Origin of the sequence: Loktanella atrilutea, from assembly GCF_900128995.1 — a bacterium.
Classification (GTDB): domain Bacteria; phylum Pseudomonadota; class Alphaproteobacteria; order Rhodobacterales; family Rhodobacteraceae; genus Loktanella; species Loktanella atrilutea.
The window spans coordinates 112,116-132,010 of the sequence record NZ_FQUE01000002.1 but is presented as its reverse complement, the minus strand read 5'-3'; the positions used below and the strand labels follow the sequence as shown (position 1 = coordinate 132,010).

The following is a 19,895-nucleotide window of genomic DNA, read 5'->3' as shown; positions in this document are numbered from 1 at the left end:
GAGAACCCCATGACCCGACCCTGGCTGCATATCATCGGCATCGGCGAGGACGGGCTGGACGGCCTGACCCCCGCCACCCGCGCGGTGGTGGAGGCGGCAGAGGTCATTCTGGGCGGCGAGCGCCACCATGCGCTGTCCGATGCCGTCACCGCCGAGCGGCTGGCCTGGCCCTCTCCCTTCGACGCGATGATCGACACGATCCGGGGGTTGCGCGGCCGCCGCGCCGTGGTGCTCGTGACGGGGGATCCGCTGTGGTTCTCGGTCGGGGCCCGCATCGGTCGCGCCATCGACCCGGCGGAAATCGTCTATCACCCGCAACTCTCTGCCTTCCAGCTGGCCGCGGCGCGGATGGGCTGGAGCCTTGCGGACGTCGAGACGCTGACGGTCCACGGCCGGCCCGTCGCGCAGATGGTGGCCTTCATCCAGCCCGACGCGCGGCTGCTGATCCTGACCACGGGCGCCGAGACGCCGCGCCAGATCGCCGAATATCTCTCGCAGCGCGGCTTCGGCCAGTCGCGGATGACCGTGCTGGCGGCGATGGGCGGCAAGGACGAGGCGCGCTTCGACGGGATTCCGGCGACCTGGGACCATGTCGTGCCCGCCTTCAACACGCTGGCGGTCGAATGCATCGCCGCCCCCGACGCGGCGCTGCTGCCGCGGGTGCCGGGATTGGCGGACGAGCTGTTCCAGTCCGACGGCACCATGACCAAGCAGGAGATCAGGGCCGCGACGCTGGCCAAGCTGATGCCGATGCGCGGCGCGCTTCTGTGGGACATCGGCTGCGGGTCTGGGTCCGTCGCGATCGAGTGGATGCGCGCCGCGCGTTACGCCCGCGCCATCGGGATCGAGCCGCGCGACGACCGCAGGGCCATGGCCGCCGCCAATGCGCTGGCGCTGGGCGCGCCGAAGCTGGAGCTGATCGAGGGCACGGCCCCGGACTGTCTGGATGGCCTTGCGGCGCCCGACGCGATCTTCATCGGCGGTGGCCTCAGCGAGGCGGTCTTTGCCGCCGCATGGGACGCATTGAGGCCCTTGGGACGGCTGGTGGTGAATGCGGTGACACTGGAATCGGAAGCCGTGCTGATGGCGCTGCATGCGAAGCACGGCGGCGATCTGGTGCGGTTGTCGGTCTGCCGGGCGGAGCCGGTGGGCCGTCTGACGGGCTGGCGCGCGGCGATGCCGGTGACCCAATGGAGTCGGGTCAAGCGATGAGGGGCCGGACCCTCCGGGGGGAGTATTTCGGAAAAAGCGAGGACCGGGACGGTCTGGCCGGGACTTGCACGGGTGGCGGCGGTGGGTGGCTCCGGCGGGTGATTGTCCGGCTGGGGGAATGCGGATGATCGGTGTGCTTTACGGTGTCGGCGTGGGGCCGGGGGCGGCGGACCTGATGACGCTGCGCGCGGCGCGGCTGATCGGGCAGGCCGCGGTCGTGGCCTATCCGACGCTGGCAGGGGGGGCAAGTTTCGCGCGGGCGATTGCAGCGGACCTGATTCCCGCGGGTGCGGTCGAGATCGCGATGGATGTGCCGATGAGCGTGGAGCGTCAGCCGGCGCAGCTGGCCTATGACGCTGGCGCGGCCAGGATCGCCGGCCATCTGGAGGCCGGGCGCGATGTCGTCTGTCTTTGCGAGGGGGATCCGTTCTTCTACGGCTCCTTCATGTATCTTCACGCGCGGCTGTCGCGGCGGTTCCGGGTCGAGGTCGTGCCGGGCGTGACCTCCATCGCTGCCTGTGCCGCCGTGGCGGGGCGACCGCTGGTGGCGCGCAACGAACGGCTGACGGTGCTGCCGGGGCCGCTGCCCGCGGCGGAGCTGCGGGACCGCATTGCTGGCGCAGAGAGTGTCGCGATCATGAAGGTGGGGCGGCATCTGGGCAAGATCCGCGCGGTGATCGCGGACCTCGGGCTGATGGATTTCGCGCTTTACGTGGAACGGGCGAGCCTGCCGGAACAGGTCGTCTGTCCGCTTGCGGAGGCGCCGAAGGCGGCGCCCTATTTCTCGATGATCCTGCTGACGAAGGGAGCCGATCCATGGCTTTAGAACCGGTTGTGCTGGCGCTGTCGCGGTCGGGCGAAGGGACGGCGCACCGGGTCGCCGGGGTGCTGGGCTGTGCGGTGCACGGGCGGCAGGGGCGCGTGGATCGGGCGGATGCCTACTTTGACAATGCGCTGGATCATGCGCGTGACCTGTTCGCGGCGGGGGTGCCGATCGTGGGTGTCTGCGCCAGCGGCATCCTGATCCGGGCGGTGGCGCCGCTGCTGGCGGACAAGGCGACGGAGCCGCCCGTGGTCTCTGTCAGCGACGACGGCGGCGTGGTGGTGCCTCTTCTGGGCGGGCACCGGGGGGCAAACCGGCTGGCAGCGCGGATCGCGGCGGCGCTGGGGGCCGTGGCGGCTGTGACGACGGCGGGGGACGTGGCGCTGGGCGTCGCCTTGGACGCACCGCCGCCGGGCTGGCGGCTGGTCAATCCGGCGGACGCGAAGGCGGCGATGGCAGGGCTGTTGTCGGGTGGCGGGGCCGTAGTGACCGGGCCGGATGCGGCGGCGGCGGACTGGCTGGCGGGGCTGCCGGCGGGGGACGGGGTGACGATTACCTGCGGGGCCGCCCCGGTGGCGGGCCTTGGCGACGATCACCTGCAGTTCGCGCCACAGCGCTTTGCGCTGGGCGTGGGCTGTGCGCGGAACTGCCCGGAGGAGGACCTGCGCACGCTGGTCGACGTGGCGCTGGCGGAGGCGGAGATCGCGGCGGAGGCGGTGGCCTGCGTGAACACGATCGCACTGAAGGCGGACGAGCCGGCGATCATCGCTTTGGCCCGCGACTTCGGCGTGCCGCTGCGGGTGTTCGACGCGGCGGCGCTGGAGGCGGAGACGCCACGACTGGCCCATCCGTCGGAGGTCGTCTTTGCCGAGGTCGGCGCGCACGGCGTGGCGGAGGCGGCGGCGCTGGCGCAGGTCGGTCCCGCGGGCCGTCTGCATCTGGAGAAGCGCAAGGCCGCGATGGCGACCTGTGCGGTGGCGGCGGCGGATGCGCCGATCACGGTGTTGCGGGGCCGGGCGCGGGGGCGGCTGTCGGTCGTCGGCATCGGGCCGGGGCAGGCGTCATGGCGCACGCCGGAGGTGTCGCGGCTGGTGGCCGAGGCCGAGGAATTGGTGGGCTACGGCCTTTACATCGACCTGCTGGGGCCGCTGGCGGTGGGCAAGGCGCGGTCGGACTTTCCGCTGGGCGGCGAGGAGGCGCGGTGCCGTTACGCGCTGGAGCAGGCGGGACTTGGAAAGAACGTGGCGCTGGTCTGTTCCGGCGATGCGGGGATCTATGCCATGGGGGCGCTAGTGTTCGAACTGCTGGATCGGGGGCCCGACGCCATGGGCGTGTCGGATGCCGCGCGGCGTGTCGAGGTCGTCTGTTCGCCCGGCGTCAGCGCGTTGCAGGGGGCGGCGGCGCGGGCGGGGGCGCCGCTGGGGCATGACTTCTGCGCGATCTCTCTGAGCGATTTGCTGACGCCGCGGGAGGATATCCTGCGGCGGCTGCGGGCGGCGGCGGAGGGGGATTTCGTGGTGGCCTTCTACAACCCGGTCAGCAAGACGCGGCGGACCCTGTTGGCCGAGGCGCGGGACATCCTGCTGCGGCACCGGCCGGGCGATACGCCGGTGATGCTGGCCAGCTCTCTGGGGCGGCCCGAGGAGCATGTGCGCTACCGGCGGCTGGATGAATTGCAGGTCGACGAGGTCGACATGCTGACGGTGGTGCTGGTGGGGTCGAGCAACAGCCGCCTTGCGCGACTGGGCGAGGGGCCGCGGATGTTCACGCCGCGGGGCTATGCGCGCAAGATCGACGGCGATCTGGCGGGATGACGGTGTGCGGCGCTGTTCGGGCGAGGCCCGAAGGCGCCCCGCCCACCGTCCCATGAAGGGAAAGACATGACGGTTTATTTCATCGGGGCAGGGCCGGGCGATCCGGAGCTTCTGACGCTGAAGGCGGCGCGGCTGATCGGGGCCTGCCCGGTCTGCCTTTATGCCGGGTCGCTGGTGCCGGAGGCGGTGGTGGCCCATGCGCCGGAGGGCGCCCGCGTGCTGGACACCGCGGCGATGACGCTGGAGGAGACCCATGCGGAGATCGTGGCGGCCCATGCGCAGGGCCGGGACGTGGCGCGGGTCCATTCGGGGGACCCCTCGCTTTACGGTGCCATCGCCGAGCAGATCCGGCGGCTGAAGGCGGACGGGATCGACTATGCCATCATCCCCGGCGTACCCGCCTATGCCGCGGCGGCGGCGGCGATGGGGACGGAACTGACCGTGCCGGAGGTCGGGCAGAGCATCGTGCTGACGCGGATGAGCATGAAGTCGACGGGCCTGCCCGCCGGCGAGACGCTGGAGAACTTCGCGGCCACCGGCACGACGCTGGCGATCCATCTGGGCATCCGGGCGCTGCGGGATATCGTGCGGCGGCTGGTGCCGTTCTACGGCGCGGACTGTCCGGTGGCGGTGGTCTACCGTGCGTCATGGCCGGATCAGGTGATTCTGCGCGGTACGCTGGCGGACATTCATGGCGCCGTGCGGGAGGCCAAGATCACCCGCACGGCGCTGATCATGGTCGGTCCCGTGCTGGGATCGCAACACGGGTTTCCGGACAGCGCGCTCTATGATGCGGCCAAACCCCATGTTTTGCGGCCCACGGCGAAAAAGGCCTGAGTTTTTCTGCGGTTGCGCTGCGGCGCTGCGGCGGAAAAAGGCTTTGAACATTTGACACAATTGCGCGTTACGATGGCAGTGAAGGAGCGCTGCCATGACCGACTATCTGCCCGATGCCGTCCTGAAGGGGTTGCAGGATGCCCGCCGCCTGTCCACCCAGCGCGGCAACCGCCTTTGCGTGCACGACGGCGACGCGGTGCTGCGCATCCGCCGGTTCTGGGGCGAGGGCATGGCGCTGGACGCCGGGGCCTGCGATCTGCTGCGCGGCCGCGTCGATATCTACGACGGGATGCGCCATCTGTATCAGGCGCTGATCACCGGGACGCGGATCGAGGACGGCGAGTGCATCGTCGACATCAAGTGGCTGAGCCTGGTCAGCGAGACGGCGCCCGTCGACTATGCCCGGCTGGACCAGACGCCCGCCGGGCTGCTGCCCCGCGCCTGAGGCGGGGCAGGCGCGATATCACTGCAGGTCGGCAAAGGCCTTCTGCAGGCGGTCGACTGCATCCTCGATCTGCGCGCGAGGCGCGCCGAAGTTGAAGCGCAGGAAGCTGCCGCCGCCCTGACCGAAGGTTTCCCCGTGGTTGGGCGCGATGCGGGCGTCCTGCTGAACGCGGCGGATCACCTCCTCCTGGCTCATGCCGGTGCCGGCGAAATCGACCCAGGCGAGATAGGTCGCCTCCAGCGGCATGGCGTGGACGCCGGGGATGGCGTTCATGCCCGTCTCGAACAGGCGGCGGTTGTCGTCGAGGTAGGTGCAGAGGTCGTCGACCCAGGCGGCGCCCTGCGCCGAGTAGGCGGCGGTCGTCATGTGCAGGCCGAAGCTGTTGGGCGAGATGCCGAGCGCCGCCATCCGGGCCGTGAAGGGGGCACGCAGGGCGGGGTCGGGAATGATGACGTTGCCGGTGTGGGAGCCCGCGATGTTGAAGGTCTTGGTCGCCGCCGTCATCATCACGAGACGGTCGGTGATGCCGTCGATGTTGGCCATCGGGATATGGCGCTGGCCGGGCATCAGCAGGTCGTGGTGGATCTCGTCGCTGACGAGGATCAGGTCGTGACGTTTCGCGAAGGCGGCGACGCCCTCCAGCTCTGCCCTTGTCCAGACCCGGCCGCCGGGATTGTGGGGCGAGCAGAGGATCACCATCCGCTCGTTTCCGGTCATCTGGGTGTCGTAGGTGTCGAAATCCATCTCGTAGCGGCCATCCGCGTTCACCAGTTCGCAGGACCGCACCTCTCGGCCCGCGGCTTTGATGACGCGGGCAAAGGCGTGGTAGACGGGGGTGAAGAGCACGACGGCGTCGCCGGGTTGCGTGTAGGCGTCGACGCAGAGGCCGGTGCCGTTGACGAGGCCGTGGGTGGTGAAGATCGCGTCGGCCGCGACCTCCCACCCGTGGCGGGTCTGCATCCACCAGCGGATCGCGTCGGTATAGGGCACGGGGTTGCCGAAGTAGCCGTAGACGCCGTGGTCGCGCATCGCCTGCACCGCGTCCTGGATGACGTCGGGGGCGCGGAATTCCATGTCCGCGACCCACATCGGGATGCCGTCCTCGGGGCTGACGCCATAGGCGGACTGCATGCCGTCCCACTTGACGCAGTGGGTGTCGCGGCGGTTCACGGGGGCATCGAAACTCATCTTGGGGTACCTGCTGACTGGGATCGGGGGCGACCCTAGCAGGACGGGTCCGGGTGCCAAGGCGAAAATCGCGGCACGTCTTGGCAAGGGGCGGGACAGCGGCTAGATCGGGGGCATGACACTGCGCCCCATCCTGATCCATCCCGACCCCCGCCTGAAGAAGGTCGCCGACCCCGTGACCGCCGTGACGGAGGAGGTGCGGACACTGGCCAGCGACATGCTGGAAACGATGTACCACGCCCCGGGCATCGGGCTGGCCGCCCCGCAGGTCGGCGTGATGACCCGGCTGCTGGTGATGGACTGCGTGAAGGACGAGACGCAGGCGGCGCGGCCGATGGTGCTGCTGAACCCCGAAGTGACCTGGGCCAGCGAGGCGCTGAACACCTACGAGGAGGGCTGCCTGTCGATCCCGGAGCAATACGCGGACGTCGAGCGCCCGGCCGAGGTCGAGGTGCGCTGGATGGATCTGGAAGGAGAGACGCAGTCGGAGCGGTTCGACGGCCTTTGGGCGACCTGCGTGCAGCACGAGATCGACCATCTGGATGGCAAGCTCTTCATCGATTACCTGAAGCCGCTGCGGCGGCAGATGATCACCCGCAAGATGCAGAAGCTGAAGCGCGAGAGGGCGCGGGCGTGACGCGGCCGATCCTGACCGTGCCGCACGACGTGCTGCGCGCGGTCTGTGCGCCGGTGACGGCGTTCGACGCGGACCTTGCCGCGCTGACGGAGGAGATGTTCGCCGCGATGTATGCCGCCCCCGGGCGGGGACTGGCCGCGCCGCAGATCGGCGTGGCGCGGCGGCTGTTCGTCATGGACGCGACATGGAAGACCGGCGACCGAAGTCCGCGGATCTGCGTGAACCCCGAGATCGTGGCGCAGTCCGAGGGGCTGGCGACGCACGAGGAGGCCTGCCTGTCGATCCCGCGCATCGCCGTGACGGTGGATCGGCCGGAGTGGGTGACGCTGCGCTGGCAGGATCTGGCGGGGACCGTGCAGGAGGAGACCTTCTCTGGCACCGAGGCCGTGATCGTGCAGCACGAGCGCGATCATCTGGACGGCATCCTTTGCACCGATTACGCGACCCTGCCGTGACGCGCGCGGTCCTGCGCTGGCCCCATCCGGCGTTGCGCACCACGGCCCGTGATGTAGAGGCGATCACCGACGAGGTCCGCGCCATCTGGGCCGAGATGATCGCGGTGATGGAGGCGATGCCGGGCGTCGGTCTGGCCGCCGTGCAACTGGGCGTGCCGCTGCGGCTGGCGGTAATCGATGCCAGCACCGCGCGGGGGCAGGCGGTGCGGATGGCGAACCCGGAGATCCTGCACGCCAGCGTCGAATTCCGCGACCACGAGGAAGCGAGTCCCTGCCTGCCCGGTGTCGGCGCCGTCGTGAAGCGGCCGCGCGCCGTGACGGTGCGGTTCATGGATGCGGACGGCGCATGGGTCGAGCGGGATTTCGTCGGCCTCTGGGCGGTCAGCGTGCAGCACCAGATCGATCACCTTGCGGGTCGGATGTATTTCGACCGGCTGACGAAGCTGAAGCGCGACATGCTGCTGCGGCGGGCGGCGAAGCTGGGGCGCTAGCCGATTTTTCCAGAAAAATCGGAGAGGGGGCGCTGCCCCCGGTGCTGCGCACCTCCCCAGGAGTATTTCCGGAAAAAGCGAGGATGGCGGTCAGGCGCCGTGGCAGCCGTCGGCGAGAGTCTTGACGAAGGCGAGGACGTCGGCGACGGATTCGCCCGCGCCGATCTTTTCCACGATGGCCGATCCGACGACGGCGCCGTCCGCGACCTGCGCGATAGCGCGGGCGGCCTCTGGCGTCTTGATGCCGAAGCCCACGATGACGGGCAGGTTGGTATGACTCTTGATGCGGGCGACCTCGGGGGCGACGTCGGCGGTCTGGGCGGCGGCCGTGCCGGTGATGCCGGTGACCGAGACGTAGTAGAGGAAGCCCGAGGTATTGGTCAGCACCTTGGGCAGGCGCCTGTCGTCGGTCGTGGGCGTGGCGAGGCGGATGAAGTTCAGGCCCGCCGCCTGCGCGGGCAGGCACAGCTCGTCGTCCTCCTCCGGCGGGAGGTCGACGACGATGAGGCCGTCGATCCCGGCCTCCTGCGCCTGCTGCAGGAACAGGTCGACGCCGCGGGAATAGATCGGGTTGTAGTAGCCCATCAGCACGATCGGGGTGGTGTCGTCGGTTTCGCGCAGGGCGCGGGCGATGGACAGGGTCCGGTCGAGCGTCATGTGGCCCGCCAGCGCCCGCTGGCCCGCCAATTGGATCGTGGTGCCGTCGGCCATCGGATCGGTAAAGGGCAGGCCGAGTTCGATGATGTCCACGCCCGCCGCCGGCAGACCCTTCACGATGGCAAGGCTGGTGTCGTAGTTCGGATCGCCCGCCATGACATAGGCCACGAAGGCCTTGCGGCCACGGGCGGTCAGGTCGGCGAATTTGGCGTCGATACGGGACATGGCGCGATCCTTCAGCGGTCGCGGCGTTTCTGGGCGATGGGCCGCGCAAATGCAATGGGGCGGAATTGAAATCCGCCGGGCCGCGCCCATATCAGGGGCATGAATTACATCCTCGCCCTGTTGCTCCCGCCTCTTTCGATCCTGTTCGCAGGTCGTCCGATCTCGGCCATCATCACCTTTCTGGTCTGGATCCCGGCCATCCTGCTGAGCGGCGGTCTGACCCACCCGATGTTCGTGATCCTGGCCTGGATCCTGATCTACGAAGGGCGGAACCGCACCGCCTGATCGCCTTATTGCCGCTGCGGCGCGCGTCCGCCGGTGACGATCCAGTGCGTGCCGAACCGGTCGCGCAGCATGCCGAAGCCGGGGCTGAAGAACGTCGGCCCGAAGGGCGTGATGACGTCACCCTCTGCCGCCAGTCCGTCGAAGACGGCGCGACCCTGCGCTTCGGTGTCGAAGGTCTGCATGATGCTGACCGCGGCCTGCGCGTCGCCGGCCTGTCCCGGCGGAAAGTCGGAGGCCATCAGCACCCCGTCGCCCAGCGTGACCTGGCCGTGCATGATCCGGTCGCTTGCCTGCCAGTCGGCCGGTGCGTCGGGCGATGCGCTGTAGGGCATCATCTGCAGATCGGTGCCGCCCATCAGATCGGCGTAGAAGCGCAGCGCCGCGGCGCAATCGCCACGGAAATGCAGGTAGGGCATCGTCCCCACGGTCAGCCCTCCGCGTCGGTGGAGACCATCCAGCGGATGCCGAAGCGGTCGGTGAAGGCGCCGAAGCCGGGAGTCCAGAACTGCGGCTCGAACGGCATGCGCACCTCGCCCCCGTCGGAAAGCCTGTCGAAATGCGCGCGGGCGGTGTCGACGTCGGGCAGGCTGATCATCACGTTGCAGCCGGCCATCGCGGGGCCGGGGGTGGGCGACAGGTCGTCGGACCCGTTGATCGCGCCGCTGCCGATGTCGAGGTGCGCGTGCATGATGCCGTTCGCGGCCTCGGGCGGTAGATGCGTCTCCATCGGCGAGCCTTTCACGCGCATGAACTGCGGTGCGGTGCCGAAGACGGAGGCGTAGAAGAGGAAGGCCTCTTCGCAGGTGCCATGGAAGAAGAGGTAGGGGACGGGTTGCATGGGGATCCTCCTGTGCCGAAGTGTCGCGGCATGTTAGCATGGGGACGGGCCGCGCCAAAGCCTTTGGCTTGCGCGGACCCGGTGTCGCGGGTATGCCCCGGCGGAATTCAGATGGGGAAGATGCGTCATGGGCTTCAAGATGGGGATCGTCGGGCTGCCGAACGTCGGCAAGTCGACGCTGTTCAACGCGCTGACGCGCACTGCCGCGGCACAGGCCGCGAACTTTCCGTTCTGCACGATCGAACCCAATGTGGGCGACGTGGCGGTGCCGGATGCGCGCCTCGACAGGCTGGCGCAGATCGCCGGGTCCAAGCAGATCATTCCGACGCGGATGACCTTCGTCGACATCGCGGGTCTGGTGAAGGGCGCTTCGAAGGGCGAAGGTCTGGGTAACCAGTTCCTCGCCAACATCCGCGAATGCGACGCCATCGCCCATGTGCTGCGCTGTTTCGAGGACGACGACATCACCCATGTCGAGGGTCGTGTCGATCCGGTGTCGGACGCTGCCGTGATCGAGACGGAACTGATGCTGGCGGACCTCGAAAGCATCGAGAAGCGGCTGGCCAACCTGCAGCGCAAGGTGCGTGGCGGCGACAAGGAGGCGGGCCAGCAGGTGCGTCTGCTGGAGGCGGCACAGGCGGTGCTGGAGGACGGCAAGCCCGCCCGCACGGTCGCGGTCGACCCCGAGGACGCCAAGGCCTGGCGGATGCTGCAGCTGCTGACGACCAAGCCCGTGCTTTACGTCTGCAACGTCGAGGAGGAGGCCTCTGCCACCGGCAACGCCCAGTCCGAGCGGGTGCGTGCCATGGCGGAGGCGGAAGGCAATTCCACCGTCGTGATCTCTGCCCGGATCGAGGAGGAGATCAGCCAGCTCGACGCCGAGGAGGCGGAGATGTTCCTGAGCGAAATGGGGCTGGCGGAGGCGGGTCTCGACCGGCTGATCCGCGCGGGCTACGCGCTGCTGCACCTGCAGACCTACTTCACCGTCGGCCCCAAGGAAGCGCGCGCCTGGACGATCAACGCGGGCACTTCTGCACCCAAGGCGGCGGGCGTCATCCACGGCGATTTCGAGCGCGGATTCATCCGGGCTGAGACCATCGGTTACGATGATTTCGTCACCCTCGGGGGCGAGCAGGCGGCGAAGGAGGCCGGCAAGATGCGGGCCGAGGGCAAAACTTATACGGTCAAGGACGGCGACGTCCTGCATTTCCTGTTCAACACCTGACATGACAGCGCCTGCCAGATTTTCTAGAAAATCTGGAGACTCCGATTTTTCTGGAAAAATCGGCGGCGCGCGGGCGGCGCATGGCTGAGTTCGCGATCGCCGAACTGCCGGTCGGGCGCGGCATCCTCGGCTTGTGTCCGATGCCGGGGATCGCCGGCGATTACCACGGCGATTTCCGCAGGCTGCTGCGCTGGTCGCCGGCTCTGGTCGTCAGCCTGACCGAACCGGCAGAGATGGCGACGCTGGGCATCGACCTTGGCGCCGATCTCGTCCATGCGCCGCCCGACTGGGCCGCGTTGCCGATCCCGGATTTCGGCGTGCCGACGGCGGCGGTGACGGCGCGGTGGGCCGGCCTCGAAGCGCGGGTCTGCGCGCAGCTGGCGGCGGGCAAGCGCGTGCTGTTCCACTGCAGGGGCGGTTGCGGGCGGTCCGGCATGATCGTGCTGCGCCTGATGCTGCTGCACGGCGAGGCGCCGGATCCGGCGCTCGCGCGGCTGCGCGTGGTCAGGCCCTGCGCGGTCGAAACGCGGGCCCAGCTGATCTGGGCGACGCGCTAGCGGCGGCGGGCGGGGGGCTTGCCGGACTTGCCGGTCCGCCGCTTGCGGGCGTGGCTGGCCGCCACGCTTTCGGTCGCCTGTGCATCCTCGGCCCGCAGCTTGCGGTAGCGCCGCACGCGGTCGGCGTCGATCAGACCCGCCTCGACCGCCGCCTGGACCGCACAGCCGGGTTCGCCGTCGTGCAGGCAGTCGCGAAAGCGGCAGGCGCCGGTCAGGGCGCTGATCTCGGGGAAGGTGGCGTCGATGCCGGCGGTCACGTCGGCGACCGCAAGGCCGCGCATGCCCGGCGTGTCGATCAGCCAGCCCCCCGTCGGCAGGGCGTGCAGGCTGCGTTTCGTCGTTGTGTGGCGGCCGCGGGCGTCGTCCTCTCGGATGTCCTGCGTCGCGTCGGTGCGGCCGGTCAGGGCGTTGGCGAGGGTGGTCTTGCCGACGCCGGAGGAGCCGACCAGCGCCACGGTCTGCCCCGGTCCGCACCAGGAGGCCAGGGTATCCGTCACGTCGGCGCCCTTGGCGTTGATCGCCAGCACCGGCAGGTCGCCAAGGGCCCGCGCCTGCACGATGTAGCCGTCCGCCTCTTCGGTCTGATCGGCTTTCGTCAGGAGGATGGCGGGCGCGATGTCGGCATCGTGGGCGAGGGCAAGGTAGCGTTCCAGCCGCGCCACGTTGAAGTCGGCATTGCAGGAGGTGACGATGAAGAGCGTATCGAGGTTCGCGGCGATCAGTTGCCGCTGGCCGGTCCTGTGTTCCGCCCCGCGCTGCAACAGGCTGCGCCGGTCGAGACGGCGGACGAGGTGAGCGGCCGCGCGGTCGCACAGCACCCAGTCGCCCACGGCGAAGCTGGCGGTGCTGATGCCGGGATCGGCCACCAGCCGCAGGGGGGCATCGGTGCCAAGGGCATTCACGTTGCGCCGGTTCACGCTGCTGATGCGGGCGGGGGTCAGACCGAGGTCCGCGTCACCGAGCTGATCCGCTTCGAATGCGGACCAGCCGAGGGCGGCGAGCGCGTCGGTCATGTCCTGATCTGGCAAATGCTGTGCAAGCGGACGCGACCCTGATGCGGGGAATGGGGTGAGAGGCTGACAACGACCCAAGCGGGGCTCGTTATGGCTGCTTCCTTCCGGACCTGACCAGGTTGGCGAGGCGCTCGCCCGCGCCAACCTCTCGACCCTTCATATAGCGATGCGAGGCTGGGCCCGCAACCCGGGTCACGGTGAAAAGGCGATGCGGTAGCGGGCGAATCCGTCGTCCAACAGCCCCGCGAAGCTGACATGAGAGAGGTTGGCGAGGCCGTCACGGGCCGCGGGGCTGGACGGGAAATGGGCGATGGTGTCCGGCCGCGGTGTGAAGGACCACGGGGGCGGCGCGGTGTCCACAGCATGCGACCCGTCCTGCAGGGCCCGGATCAGCAGGGTGCGCAGCCCGTCGCGGGTGGTGTGGATCAGGTCCTCTGGCGGGATGGAAAGGATGCCGCCGCCGCCGTGGGCGCGATAGCTGCCGGTGGCCACGACGCAGATGGCGTCGTCGTCGAGCGGTTGCCCCTGCAGGGTCACGTCCGTGACCCGGCGCGGCTGCGTCGTCCCTGCCGTTGCCGGTGGCACTGTGACGTCGATCCGGTAGTGCAGGCCGTGCAGCGTGTCGCACTGGTAGGACGCAAGGTGCGGGTTCAGCAGCGCCCGATCGGTCTTGCCGGGGGGCAGCGTGGCAAAGGCGGCGCTGCAGCGTTCGAGCCAGTCGCGGATCTGCCGACCGCGGCGCAGCACCGCGCAGACCGGGTTGTCGAATGGCACGATGGCGGTGCAGTCGCGCCGGTGCAGCGGACCCGGCGGGATCGCGATGTAGTTGTCCGGCCCACCGTGGCCGCCCGCCCGAAAGGATGCGGTGGCTGCCAGCACCGGCAGGCTCGCGTAAGGGGTGCCGGCAAGGGCGGCGCCGATGGCGTCGATCTGCACCCGCGCCAGCAGCGGGCCGGTACTGTCGCCCCCGATCGCGGCAAAATGGCTGTTCAGGGCAACCGGCGTATGCCCGATCGGCTGACCCAGCCGGTCACGCGTCGCCCTGTGGGGCGCGGCCAGCCGGTTCGCCAGAAGGCTTGAGAGCACGCTCGGCCGCGCCGGCGCCTGCATCGGCCTGACGACCCTGCAATGGTAGTCGCTGATCTGCCAGTTCCGGTCTGCGCCGTCATCCGCCCGCGCGGCGGGGACCGAAAGCGTCAGGTCGAGGATGCCCACGTCCTTGCCATGGGCGCCGGCCATCATGGCGGGCTTGCCCGCCAGCGTGCCGCGGCGGCTGTCGACATCGGTCATGGCGGCAAACCCGCTGCCGGGAAAGACCTCGTGCATGTGGCCCATGAGGACGGCATCGACCTCTGGCAGGGCCGCCAGTTGCAGGGCGGCGTTTTCCATGCGGTCCGCCCCGGTCGCGGGCCCGCCGTGGCACAGGGCCACGATCAGGTCGGCCCCCGCCGCCCGGATCCGCGGCAGCCAGTGACGCGCGGCGGTCACGATGTCGCCGGTGGTGACCATGCCGTGCAGCCACCCGGCGCCCCATTCGGCGATCTGCGGCGGGCCGAAGCCGATGATCCCGATACGCAGGGGGCGTATCAGGCCGTCGGAACAGGCGATGTGGCGCGTGACCAGCGTGAAGGGCCGCGCGAAGGGCGATGGCGCGTCGGCCTGCAGATTTGCAGAGACGACGTGCGCGCGCAGATCGCCCAGTACCGCGCGGAGGTAGGGCAGGCCGTAGTCGAAGTCGTGGTTGCCCAGCGTCACCGCGTCGTAATTCAGCGCGTTGAAGGCCTCTATCATCGGGTGCGGCAGCGTCCGGCGTTTCGCGATCTCGTCTGCCAGCGGCGTGCCCTGCAGGAAATCGCCGGTGTCGCAGAGCAGCGAGGCGCCGCCCCCGGACCGCGCTGCGGAGATCAGCGGGGCGAGGGCGAGAAGGCCCTGATGCGCCTCTGTCCGGTCGGAAAGGTAATCGAAGGATGTCAGGCGCATGTGCAGGTCCGTTGTCTGGACCAGACGAAGCCGACCGGTGGGTCGCAGGGGTATCAACGCATCCTTCACGACATTCAGGAAAGGTCATTCCCGAATGATTTGCAACCTAAAGTTGTGCAAGGTCCGGCAGTTGCGGCAGTGACGTCACGGTGATTGCGCTTTTCCACGCCGCGTGCGAAGCCGTCGCCATGAAGATCGCAGAGACGGTGACATTCGCGGGCGGCGGCCTCGACCGGGCGGCGCACTGGCGTGCCACTTCCGCAGAGCGCCGTATGGAGGCCGGGTCGCGCACGATCGCGATGTGGCGGGGCAAGCCGCTGCTGGACGGCGACACCCTCGTGACGGTGCCGCACAATCACCCGGTGGTGGCGGATGCGGGCGCCGATCACCTGTTCCTCGGGCGGATCGACGGCGCCGGGGTCTTTGCCGCCGACCTGTCGGACTGGACGCCGGAGGAGGGGGCGGACGCCGCCCTCGACGGGTTCCGCGATGCAAGCCTGCAGGTGCATCCGGCTTTGCCGGACGGGCCTGCCTTCACCGAGTTGCGCAACGCGATGACGCGGCTGTCGCCGCTTGACGCGGAACTGGCGGCGACCGCGCGGGCGCTGTTCATGTGGCACGCCGGGCACCGGTTCTGCGCCAACTGCGGTGCCGCGACCGACGCGGCGCAGGGCGGTTGGCAGCGCGATTGCCCGGCCTGCGGGCGGCACCACTTTCCACGCACCGATCCGGTCGTCATCATGCTGATCACCCACGGCAACAGCGTCCTCGTCGGGCGGTCGCCCGGCTGGCCGGAGCGGATGTATTCCCTGCTGGCGGGCTTCGTCGAACCTGGCGAATCGCTGGAAGCCGCGGTCCGCCGCGAGGTCTTCGAGGAGGCGGGCGTGCGGGTCGGGCCGGTCCGCTATCTGTCCAGCCAGCCCTGGCCGTTTCCGGCATCGCTGATGTGCGGCATGGCGGGCGAGGCCACCACGCGCGAGATCACCATCGATCCTGTCGAGATCGAGGACGCCCGCTGGGTCACGCGCGAGGAAATGGCGGATGTATTCGCCGGGCAACACCCCGCGATCAACCCCGCACGCCCCGGCGCCATCGCCCATTTTCTGCTGGAAAACTGGCTTGCGGACAGGCTCGGTTAAGGCAAGACGTGCACCACAGCCGGTCCCCCCGGACCCCATGAGGCAGGACAGATGAAATTCAGCGCCCGCGAGGACATCGAAGCCCCGATCGACCACGTTTTTGCGCGGGTCACTGACTTTGCCGGGTTCGAGCGGCAGATCATGCGCCGCGGGGCCGACGTGCGCCGCATCGATGCGGGACAGCCGGTGCAGGCGGGGTCGTCCTGGGACGTGGCCTTCAGCTACCGCGGACGGGAACGGCGGTTGCTGGCGACTGTGGCGCGGCTCGATCCGCCCACGACCATCGCCATCGACATGGCGGCGAGCGGGCTGGACGGTGTGACGCTGATCGACCTCGTGGCGCTGTCGCCGCAGCGCACGCGGCTGAGCGTCAGCATCGAACTGTCGGCCCGCACCCTGTCGGCGCGGTTGCTGCTGCAGTCGCTGAAGCTGGCCAAGTCCAACCTGACGAGCCGGTTCAAGGCCCGCGTCGCGGACCTTGCAAAGGACATCACGAAGGGTCAGGTCCGCCGGACCTAGGCGCTGCGTTCGTGACGGCGGGGGGCGGCGGGGAAGACGCCCATCAGCTTCAGGTGGTCGGTGAAGTAATCCAGCTCGTCCAGCGCCAGCTGCACGTTGCGGTCGTCCGGGTGCCCCTCGACCTCGGCGTAGAACTGGGTTGCGGTGAAGTTGCCGCCGACCATGTAGCTTTCCAGCTTCGTCATGTTCACGCCGTTCGTGGCGAAGCCGCCCATCGCCTTGTAGAGTGCGGCGGGAATGTTGCGCACGCGGAACACGAAGGCGGTGACCATCGGCCCGCGGCCGCGGCGGCGCAGATCGGCCTCCCTCGACATGATGACGAAGCGCGTGGTGTTGCGGGCGTGATCCTCGATATGCCGGGCCAGCACGTGCAGGCCGTAGATGTCGGCGGCCAGTTCAGACGCCAGCGCCGCCTGTGTCGGGTCGCCCGCCGCCGCCACCTCGCGCGCGGCGCGGGCGTTGTCGGTGCTGATGACGCCGGAAATGCCGTGTTCACGCAGAAAGCCCGCGCACTGGGGCAGGATCACGACGTGGCCGTGCGCGTCCGTGACGTCGCGCAGCTTGCTGCCGGGCACGCCCAGCAGGTTGACGTGGACCCGCACGAAGGCCTCGTCGACGATGTGCAGGCCGCTTTCGGGGATCAGCGAATGGACGTCCGCCACGCGGCCGTAGGTCGAATTCTCGATCGCGATCATGCCCAGTTCGGCGTCGCCCTTGCGCACCGCCTCGATGGTGTCCTCGAAGGTCGGGCGGGGCAGGGGATCGTGGTCGGGTCGCGCCTCGACACAGGCCTGGTGGCCGTAGGCCCCCAGTTCGCCCTGAAAGGCGATTTTCGCGGGCATGGTGATGTCCCCCCAGACACAATGGCAGCATTTGCGACAAACAGGTCGTTTCGTCGCGCCACTATAGCTTGCGCAGCCGGGGGGGAAACGGCTACTAGGGCGCAACTTATCAAAGCGGGGTGGAACGCGACATGTTCGACACAATGACATTAACCAAAGTAGTCGGCGGCGTCTGCGGCACCTTCCTGGTGTTCCTGCTGGGGGGCTGGGCGGCCGAGGCGATCTATGTCGGTGGTGAAGGTCATGCCGAAGGCGAGGGCGAGCACGCCGCCTATGTGATCGAAGTGCCGGAAACCGGCGGCGGCGAAGCGGCCCCCGAGGAAGAGGCCGTGCCCTTTGACGTGGCGTTCGAGACCGCCGACGCCTCTGCCGGCGAAGCCGTGTTCCGCAACTGCAAGTCCTGCCACGCGCTCGACGGCGCCAACGGCGTCGGCCCGCACCTGAATGGTGTCGTCGGCCGCCCGGTCGACGCGGTCAGCGACTACGCCTATTCCGGCGCGCTGGAAAAGGTCGTCGACGTCTGGAGCGAGGAGCATCTGTACAACTTCCTGGCCGGTCCGCAGGATTATGCCCCCGGCACCAAGATGTCGTTCAAGGGTCTGGCCAAGCCGGAAGACCGCGCCAATCTGATCGCCTACCTCGCCACGACATCGGGCTGAGCCGCCCCGTTTTGCGCAGGATCTGGACCGCGCCCCGCATCGGGCGCGGTTTTTCGTTGCGCGGGCCAAGTATCACGCAGAGATTACATTTTCACAACTTGAACCGCCCCGCCCCGGCGCACTAGCCTGACGCGCAGCCAGCCCCAGCCCGGAGACCCCGATGACCCTGTCCGATCGCCGCCCCCGCGCCCCGTTCCCGACCCGCCTGTCACGCCTGACGGGTTCCGCGTTGCTGGTGGCGCTCGGGCTGGTGCCGCTGCAGGCCGGCGCGCAGGACCTGATCAAGACTCACGGCTATTCCTACTTCGGCGATCTGAAGTATCCCGCGGACTTTGCGCATCTGGACTACGTCAATCCGGATGCGCCCAAGGGGGGCGAGATCGCGGAGTGGTTTCCGGGCACCTTCGACGGCTTCAATCCCTATACCCGCGGCGGCAACGCGGCCGTGATGTCGCAGACCCCGTTCGAGGCGATCGTGACCACCACCGCCGACGATCCGACCGCGCTTTACTGCTACCTTTGCACGACGATGGAGTATCCGGAGGACCTGTCCTACGTCATCTTCAACCTGCGCGACGACGTGACCTTCAGCGACGGCAGCCCGATGACGGCGGAGGACATCAAGTTCAGCTACGACACCTTCATGGAACAGGGCCTGCCGGAGTTTCTGGCCGCCTTCAAGGGCCAGATCACCGGGGTCGAGGTGCTGGACCCGCACCGCATCAAGTTCACTTTCGGCGCGGATGCCCCCAAGCGCGACCGCATCGGCCTTGCGGCGACATTCCCGCCGTTTTCAAAGGCAGAGTGGGAGGAATCCGGCCGCCGTCTGGACGAGACCTGGCAGACGCCGCCGATGGGCACCGGCGCCTACATGCTGGGGCCGTTCGATTACGGCCGCACGCTGACCTATGTCCGCAACCCGAACTTCTGGGGCGCCGACCTGCCGATCAACGTGGGCCGCAACAACTTCGATTCCATCCGCATCGAATACTTCGCCGACGGCGACACGGCGTTCGAGGCGTTCAAGGCCGGCGAATACACCTTCCGCAACGAGAATTCCTCGCTGACATGGGCCACGGGCTACGACTTTCCGGGTGTGCAGAACGGCAGCGTCATCAAGACGGAGCTGCCGGACGGATCGCTGCCGCGGGCGCAGGCCTTCATCTTCAACCTGAAGGACCCGAAGTTCCAGGACCCACAGGTGCGCGAGGCGATCCGCCTGATGTTCAACTTCGAGTGGTCGAACGAGACGCTGTTCTACGGCATCTACGACCGGGTCCAGTCCTTCTGGGCGAATACCGAGATGGAGGCCAAGGGCACCCCCACGCCGGAGGAGGTGGCGATCCTGCAGCCCCTCGTCGATCAGGGCCTGCTGGATGCGTCGATCCTGACGGACGCGGTCGTGACCCCGCCAACATCCTCCAACAGCCAGTTGGACCGGGGCAACCTGCGCGCCGCCGGCAAGCTGCTGGACGCGGCGGGCTGGGTGCCGGGGCAGGACGGCTTGCGCCGCAAGGACGGGCAGACACTGGACGTGGCCTTCCTCGAAAGCAGTGCCGCCTTCGACCGGGTCATCAATCCTTATGTCGAGAACCTCAAGCGGCTGGGCGTCAACGCCCGTCTGGACCGCGTCGATCCGGCTCAGGAACAGGAACGGACTAGGTCCGGCGATTGGGACATCGTCACCCACAGCTTCAGCATGTCGCTGGAGCCGGGGACCGAGCTGAAGCAGTGGTTCGGGTCCGAAACGGCAGAGGACAGTTCGCGCAACCTGATGGGGCTGGCCGATCCGGCGGTCGACAGCCTGATCGACACGGTCGTCGCCGCCGACACCGCAGAGGAGATGCACGTCGCCACGCGGGCGCTGGACCGGGTGCTGCGGTCCTATGGCTTCTGGGTACCGGAGTGGTTCAAGCCGACCTTCACCGTCGCCTACTACGACCAGTTCGAACACCCCGACCCGCTGCCGCCCTACGCGCTGGGAGAGACGGATTTCTGGTGGTTCAACGCCGACAAGGCCGCGGCGCTGAAGGCGTCCGGCGCGCTGCGCTGAC

22 protein-coding genes and 1 other RNA gene are annotated in these 19,895 nt (G+C 68.8%); 15 read left to right on the top strand and 8 right to left on the bottom strand.

Annotated features, from left to right (window positions below; translation table 11 throughout):
• The first annotated feature begins 9 nt into the window (after nucleotides 1-9).
• The 5 genes from cbiE to BUA54_RS05840 all read left to right on the top strand — a co-directional run bounded on the left by cbiE (nucleotide 10) and on the right by BUA54_RS05840 (nucleotide 5,131).
• A complete protein-coding gene (gene cbiE / locus BUA54_RS05860) occupies nucleotides 10-1,212 on the top strand; it encodes a precorrin-6y C5,15-methyltransferase (decarboxylating) subunit CbiE (protein ID WP_072856655.1) in 1,203 nt (400 codons plus the stop codon).
• 124 nt (nucleotides 1,213-1,336) lie between these two features.
• Nucleotides 1,337-2,038, top strand: a complete 702-nt coding sequence (gene cobI / locus BUA54_RS05855; protein WP_072856654.1) for a precorrin-2 C(20)-methyltransferase — start codon at nucleotides 1,337-1,339, stop codon at nucleotides 2,036-2,038.
• Complete coding sequence (gene cobJ / locus BUA54_RS05850) at nucleotides 2,029-3,849, top strand: precorrin-3B C(17)-methyltransferase (RefSeq protein WP_072856305.1); 1,821 nt, start codon at nucleotides 2,029-2,031, stop codon at nucleotides 3,847-3,849. The genes cobI and cobJ overlap by 10 nt, the downstream gene beginning before the upstream one ends.
• Before the next feature lie 66 nt (nucleotides 3,850-3,915).
• On the top strand, nucleotides 3,916-4,686 hold the full coding sequence (gene cobM, locus BUA54_RS05845) for a precorrin-4 C(11)-methyltransferase (RefSeq protein WP_072856304.1): 771 nt from the start codon (nucleotides 3,916-3,918) through the stop codon (nucleotides 4,684-4,686).
• A gap of 94 nt (nucleotides 4,687-4,780) precedes the next feature.
• Nucleotides 4,781-5,131 carry a hypothetical protein gene (locus BUA54_RS05840; RefSeq protein ID WP_072856303.1) on the top strand — a complete coding sequence of 117 codons (351 nt, stop codon included), beginning with the start codon at nucleotides 4,781-4,783 and terminating at the stop codon, nucleotides 5,129-5,131.
• An 18-nt stretch (nucleotides 5,132-5,149) separates the two neighbouring features.
• Here the strand turns inward: BUA54_RS05840 and BUA54_RS05835 are convergent, their stop codons facing one another.
• Complete coding sequence (locus BUA54_RS05835) at nucleotides 5,150-6,319, bottom strand: MalY/PatB family protein (RefSeq protein ID WP_072856302.1); 1,170 nt, start codon at nucleotides 6,317-6,319, stop codon at nucleotides 5,150-5,152.
• Between the two features lie 115 nt (nucleotides 6,320-6,434).
• Between BUA54_RS05835 and def (BUA54_RS05830) the strand changes: the two genes are divergently transcribed.
• The 3 genes from def (BUA54_RS05830) to def (BUA54_RS05820) are packed head-to-tail and all read left to right on the top strand — an operon-like array spanning nucleotide 6,435 to nucleotide 7,902.
• Nucleotides 6,435-6,956, top strand: coding sequence for a peptide deformylase (gene def / locus BUA54_RS05830; RefSeq protein WP_072856301.1), 522 nt, complete (start codon nucleotides 6,435-6,437; stop codon nucleotides 6,954-6,956).
• Entirely contained in the window at nucleotides 6,953-7,411 is a 459-nt protein-coding gene (def, locus tag BUA54_RS05825; RefSeq protein ID WP_072856300.1) for a peptide deformylase, read from the top strand. The genes def (BUA54_RS05830) and def (BUA54_RS05825) overlap by 4 nt, the downstream gene beginning before the upstream one ends.
• A complete protein-coding gene (def, locus tag BUA54_RS05820) occupies nucleotides 7,408-7,902 on the top strand; it encodes a peptide deformylase (RefSeq protein ID WP_072856299.1) in 495 nt (164 codons plus the stop codon). Before def (BUA54_RS05825) ends, def (BUA54_RS05820) begins: the two co-directional genes overlap by 4 nt.
• Nucleotides 7,903-7,992: 90 nt before the next feature.
• Here def (BUA54_RS05820) and trpA read toward each other — a convergent pair whose 3' ends face one another.
• Nucleotides 7,993-8,784, bottom strand: a complete 792-nt coding sequence (gene trpA, locus BUA54_RS05815) for a tryptophan synthase subunit alpha (protein WP_072856298.1) — start codon at nucleotides 8,782-8,784, stop codon at nucleotides 7,993-7,995.
• Between the two features lie 99 nt (nucleotides 8,785-8,883).
• Between trpA and BUA54_RS05810 the strand changes: the two genes are divergently transcribed.
• Complete coding sequence (locus BUA54_RS05810; RefSeq protein WP_072856297.1) at nucleotides 8,884-9,069, top strand: hypothetical protein; 186 nt, start codon at nucleotides 8,884-8,886, stop codon at nucleotides 9,067-9,069.
• A gap of 5 nt (nucleotides 9,070-9,074) precedes the next feature.
• On the opposite strand, the gene BUA54_RS05805 is transcribed toward BUA54_RS05810, so the two are convergent.
• Nucleotides 9,075-9,485, bottom strand: coding sequence for a VOC family protein (locus BUA54_RS05805; RefSeq protein ID WP_072856653.1), 411 nt, complete (start codon nucleotides 9,483-9,485; stop codon nucleotides 9,075-9,077).
• A gap of 11 nt (nucleotides 9,486-9,496) precedes the next feature.
• Nucleotides 9,497-9,907 carry a VOC family protein gene (locus tag BUA54_RS05800; protein ID WP_072856296.1) on the bottom strand — a complete coding sequence of 137 codons (411 nt, stop codon included), beginning with the start codon at nucleotides 9,905-9,907 and terminating at the stop codon, nucleotides 9,497-9,499.
• Between the two features lie 127 nt (nucleotides 9,908-10,034).
• On the opposite strand from BUA54_RS05800, the gene ychF reads away from it, so the two are divergent.
• Nucleotides 10,035-11,132 carry a redox-regulated ATPase YchF gene (gene ychF, locus BUA54_RS05795; RefSeq protein WP_072856295.1) on the top strand — a complete coding sequence of 366 codons (1,098 nt, stop codon included), beginning with the start codon at nucleotides 10,035-10,037 and terminating at the stop codon, nucleotides 11,130-11,132.
• An 80-nt stretch (nucleotides 11,133-11,212) separates the two neighbouring features.
• Nucleotides 11,213-11,689, top strand: a complete 477-nt coding sequence (locus BUA54_RS05790) for a protein-tyrosine phosphatase family protein (RefSeq protein ID WP_072856294.1) — start codon at nucleotides 11,213-11,215, stop codon at nucleotides 11,687-11,689.
• Here the strand turns inward: BUA54_RS05790 and rsgA are convergent.
• From rsgA to BUA54_RS05775, 3 genes are all read right to left on the bottom strand, one after another.
• Nucleotides 11,686-12,702, bottom strand: coding sequence for a ribosome small subunit-dependent GTPase A (gene rsgA, locus BUA54_RS05785; protein WP_072856293.1), 1,017 nt, complete (start codon nucleotides 12,700-12,702; stop codon nucleotides 11,686-11,688). The genes BUA54_RS05790 and rsgA overlap by 4 nt on opposite strands.
• Before the next feature lie 53 nt (nucleotides 12,703-12,755).
• Nucleotides 12,756-12,853: signal recognition particle sRNA small type (ffs, locus tag BUA54_RS05780), an RNA gene on the bottom strand.
• A 41-nt stretch (nucleotides 12,854-12,894) separates the two neighbouring features.
• Nucleotides 12,895-14,751, bottom strand: a complete 1,857-nt coding sequence (locus tag BUA54_RS05775) for a 5'-nucleotidase C-terminal domain-containing protein (RefSeq protein WP_072856292.1) — start codon at nucleotides 14,749-14,751, stop codon at nucleotides 12,895-12,897.
• A gap of 119 nt (nucleotides 14,752-14,870) precedes the next feature.
• Here BUA54_RS05775 and nudC point away from each other — a divergent pair, with 119 nt between their 5' ends.
• Nucleotides 14,871-15,821 carry an NAD(+) diphosphatase gene (nudC, locus tag BUA54_RS05770; RefSeq protein WP_072856652.1) on the top strand — a complete coding sequence of 317 codons (951 nt, stop codon included), beginning with the start codon at nucleotides 14,871-14,873 and terminating at the stop codon, nucleotides 15,819-15,821.
• Nucleotides 15,822-15,872: 51 nt separating this feature from the next.
• Complete coding sequence (locus BUA54_RS05765) at nucleotides 15,873-16,340, top strand: SRPBCC family protein (RefSeq protein WP_072856291.1); 468 nt, start codon at nucleotides 15,873-15,875, stop codon at nucleotides 16,338-16,340.
• On the opposite strand, the gene BUA54_RS05760 is transcribed toward BUA54_RS05765, so the two are convergent.
• Nucleotides 16,337-17,182 carry a prephenate dehydratase gene (locus BUA54_RS05760; protein ID WP_072856290.1) on the bottom strand — a complete coding sequence of 282 codons (846 nt, stop codon included), beginning with the start codon at nucleotides 17,180-17,182 and terminating at the stop codon, nucleotides 16,337-16,339. The genes BUA54_RS05765 and BUA54_RS05760 overlap by 4 nt on opposite strands.
• A 143-nt stretch (nucleotides 17,183-17,325) precedes the next feature.
• Between BUA54_RS05760 and BUA54_RS05755 the strand changes: the two genes are divergently transcribed.
• Together BUA54_RS05755 and BUA54_RS05750 are read left to right on the top strand one after the other, a co-directional pair.
• Complete coding sequence (locus BUA54_RS05755; protein ID WP_425434951.1) at nucleotides 17,326-17,841, top strand: c-type cytochrome; 516 nt, start codon at nucleotides 17,326-17,328, stop codon at nucleotides 17,839-17,841.
• 160 nt (nucleotides 17,842-18,001) lie between these two features.
• Entirely contained in the window at nucleotides 18,002-19,894 is a 1,893-nt protein-coding gene (locus BUA54_RS05750; protein ID WP_072856288.1) for an extracellular solute-binding protein, read from the top strand.
• Nucleotide 19,895: the final 1 nt, after the last annotated feature.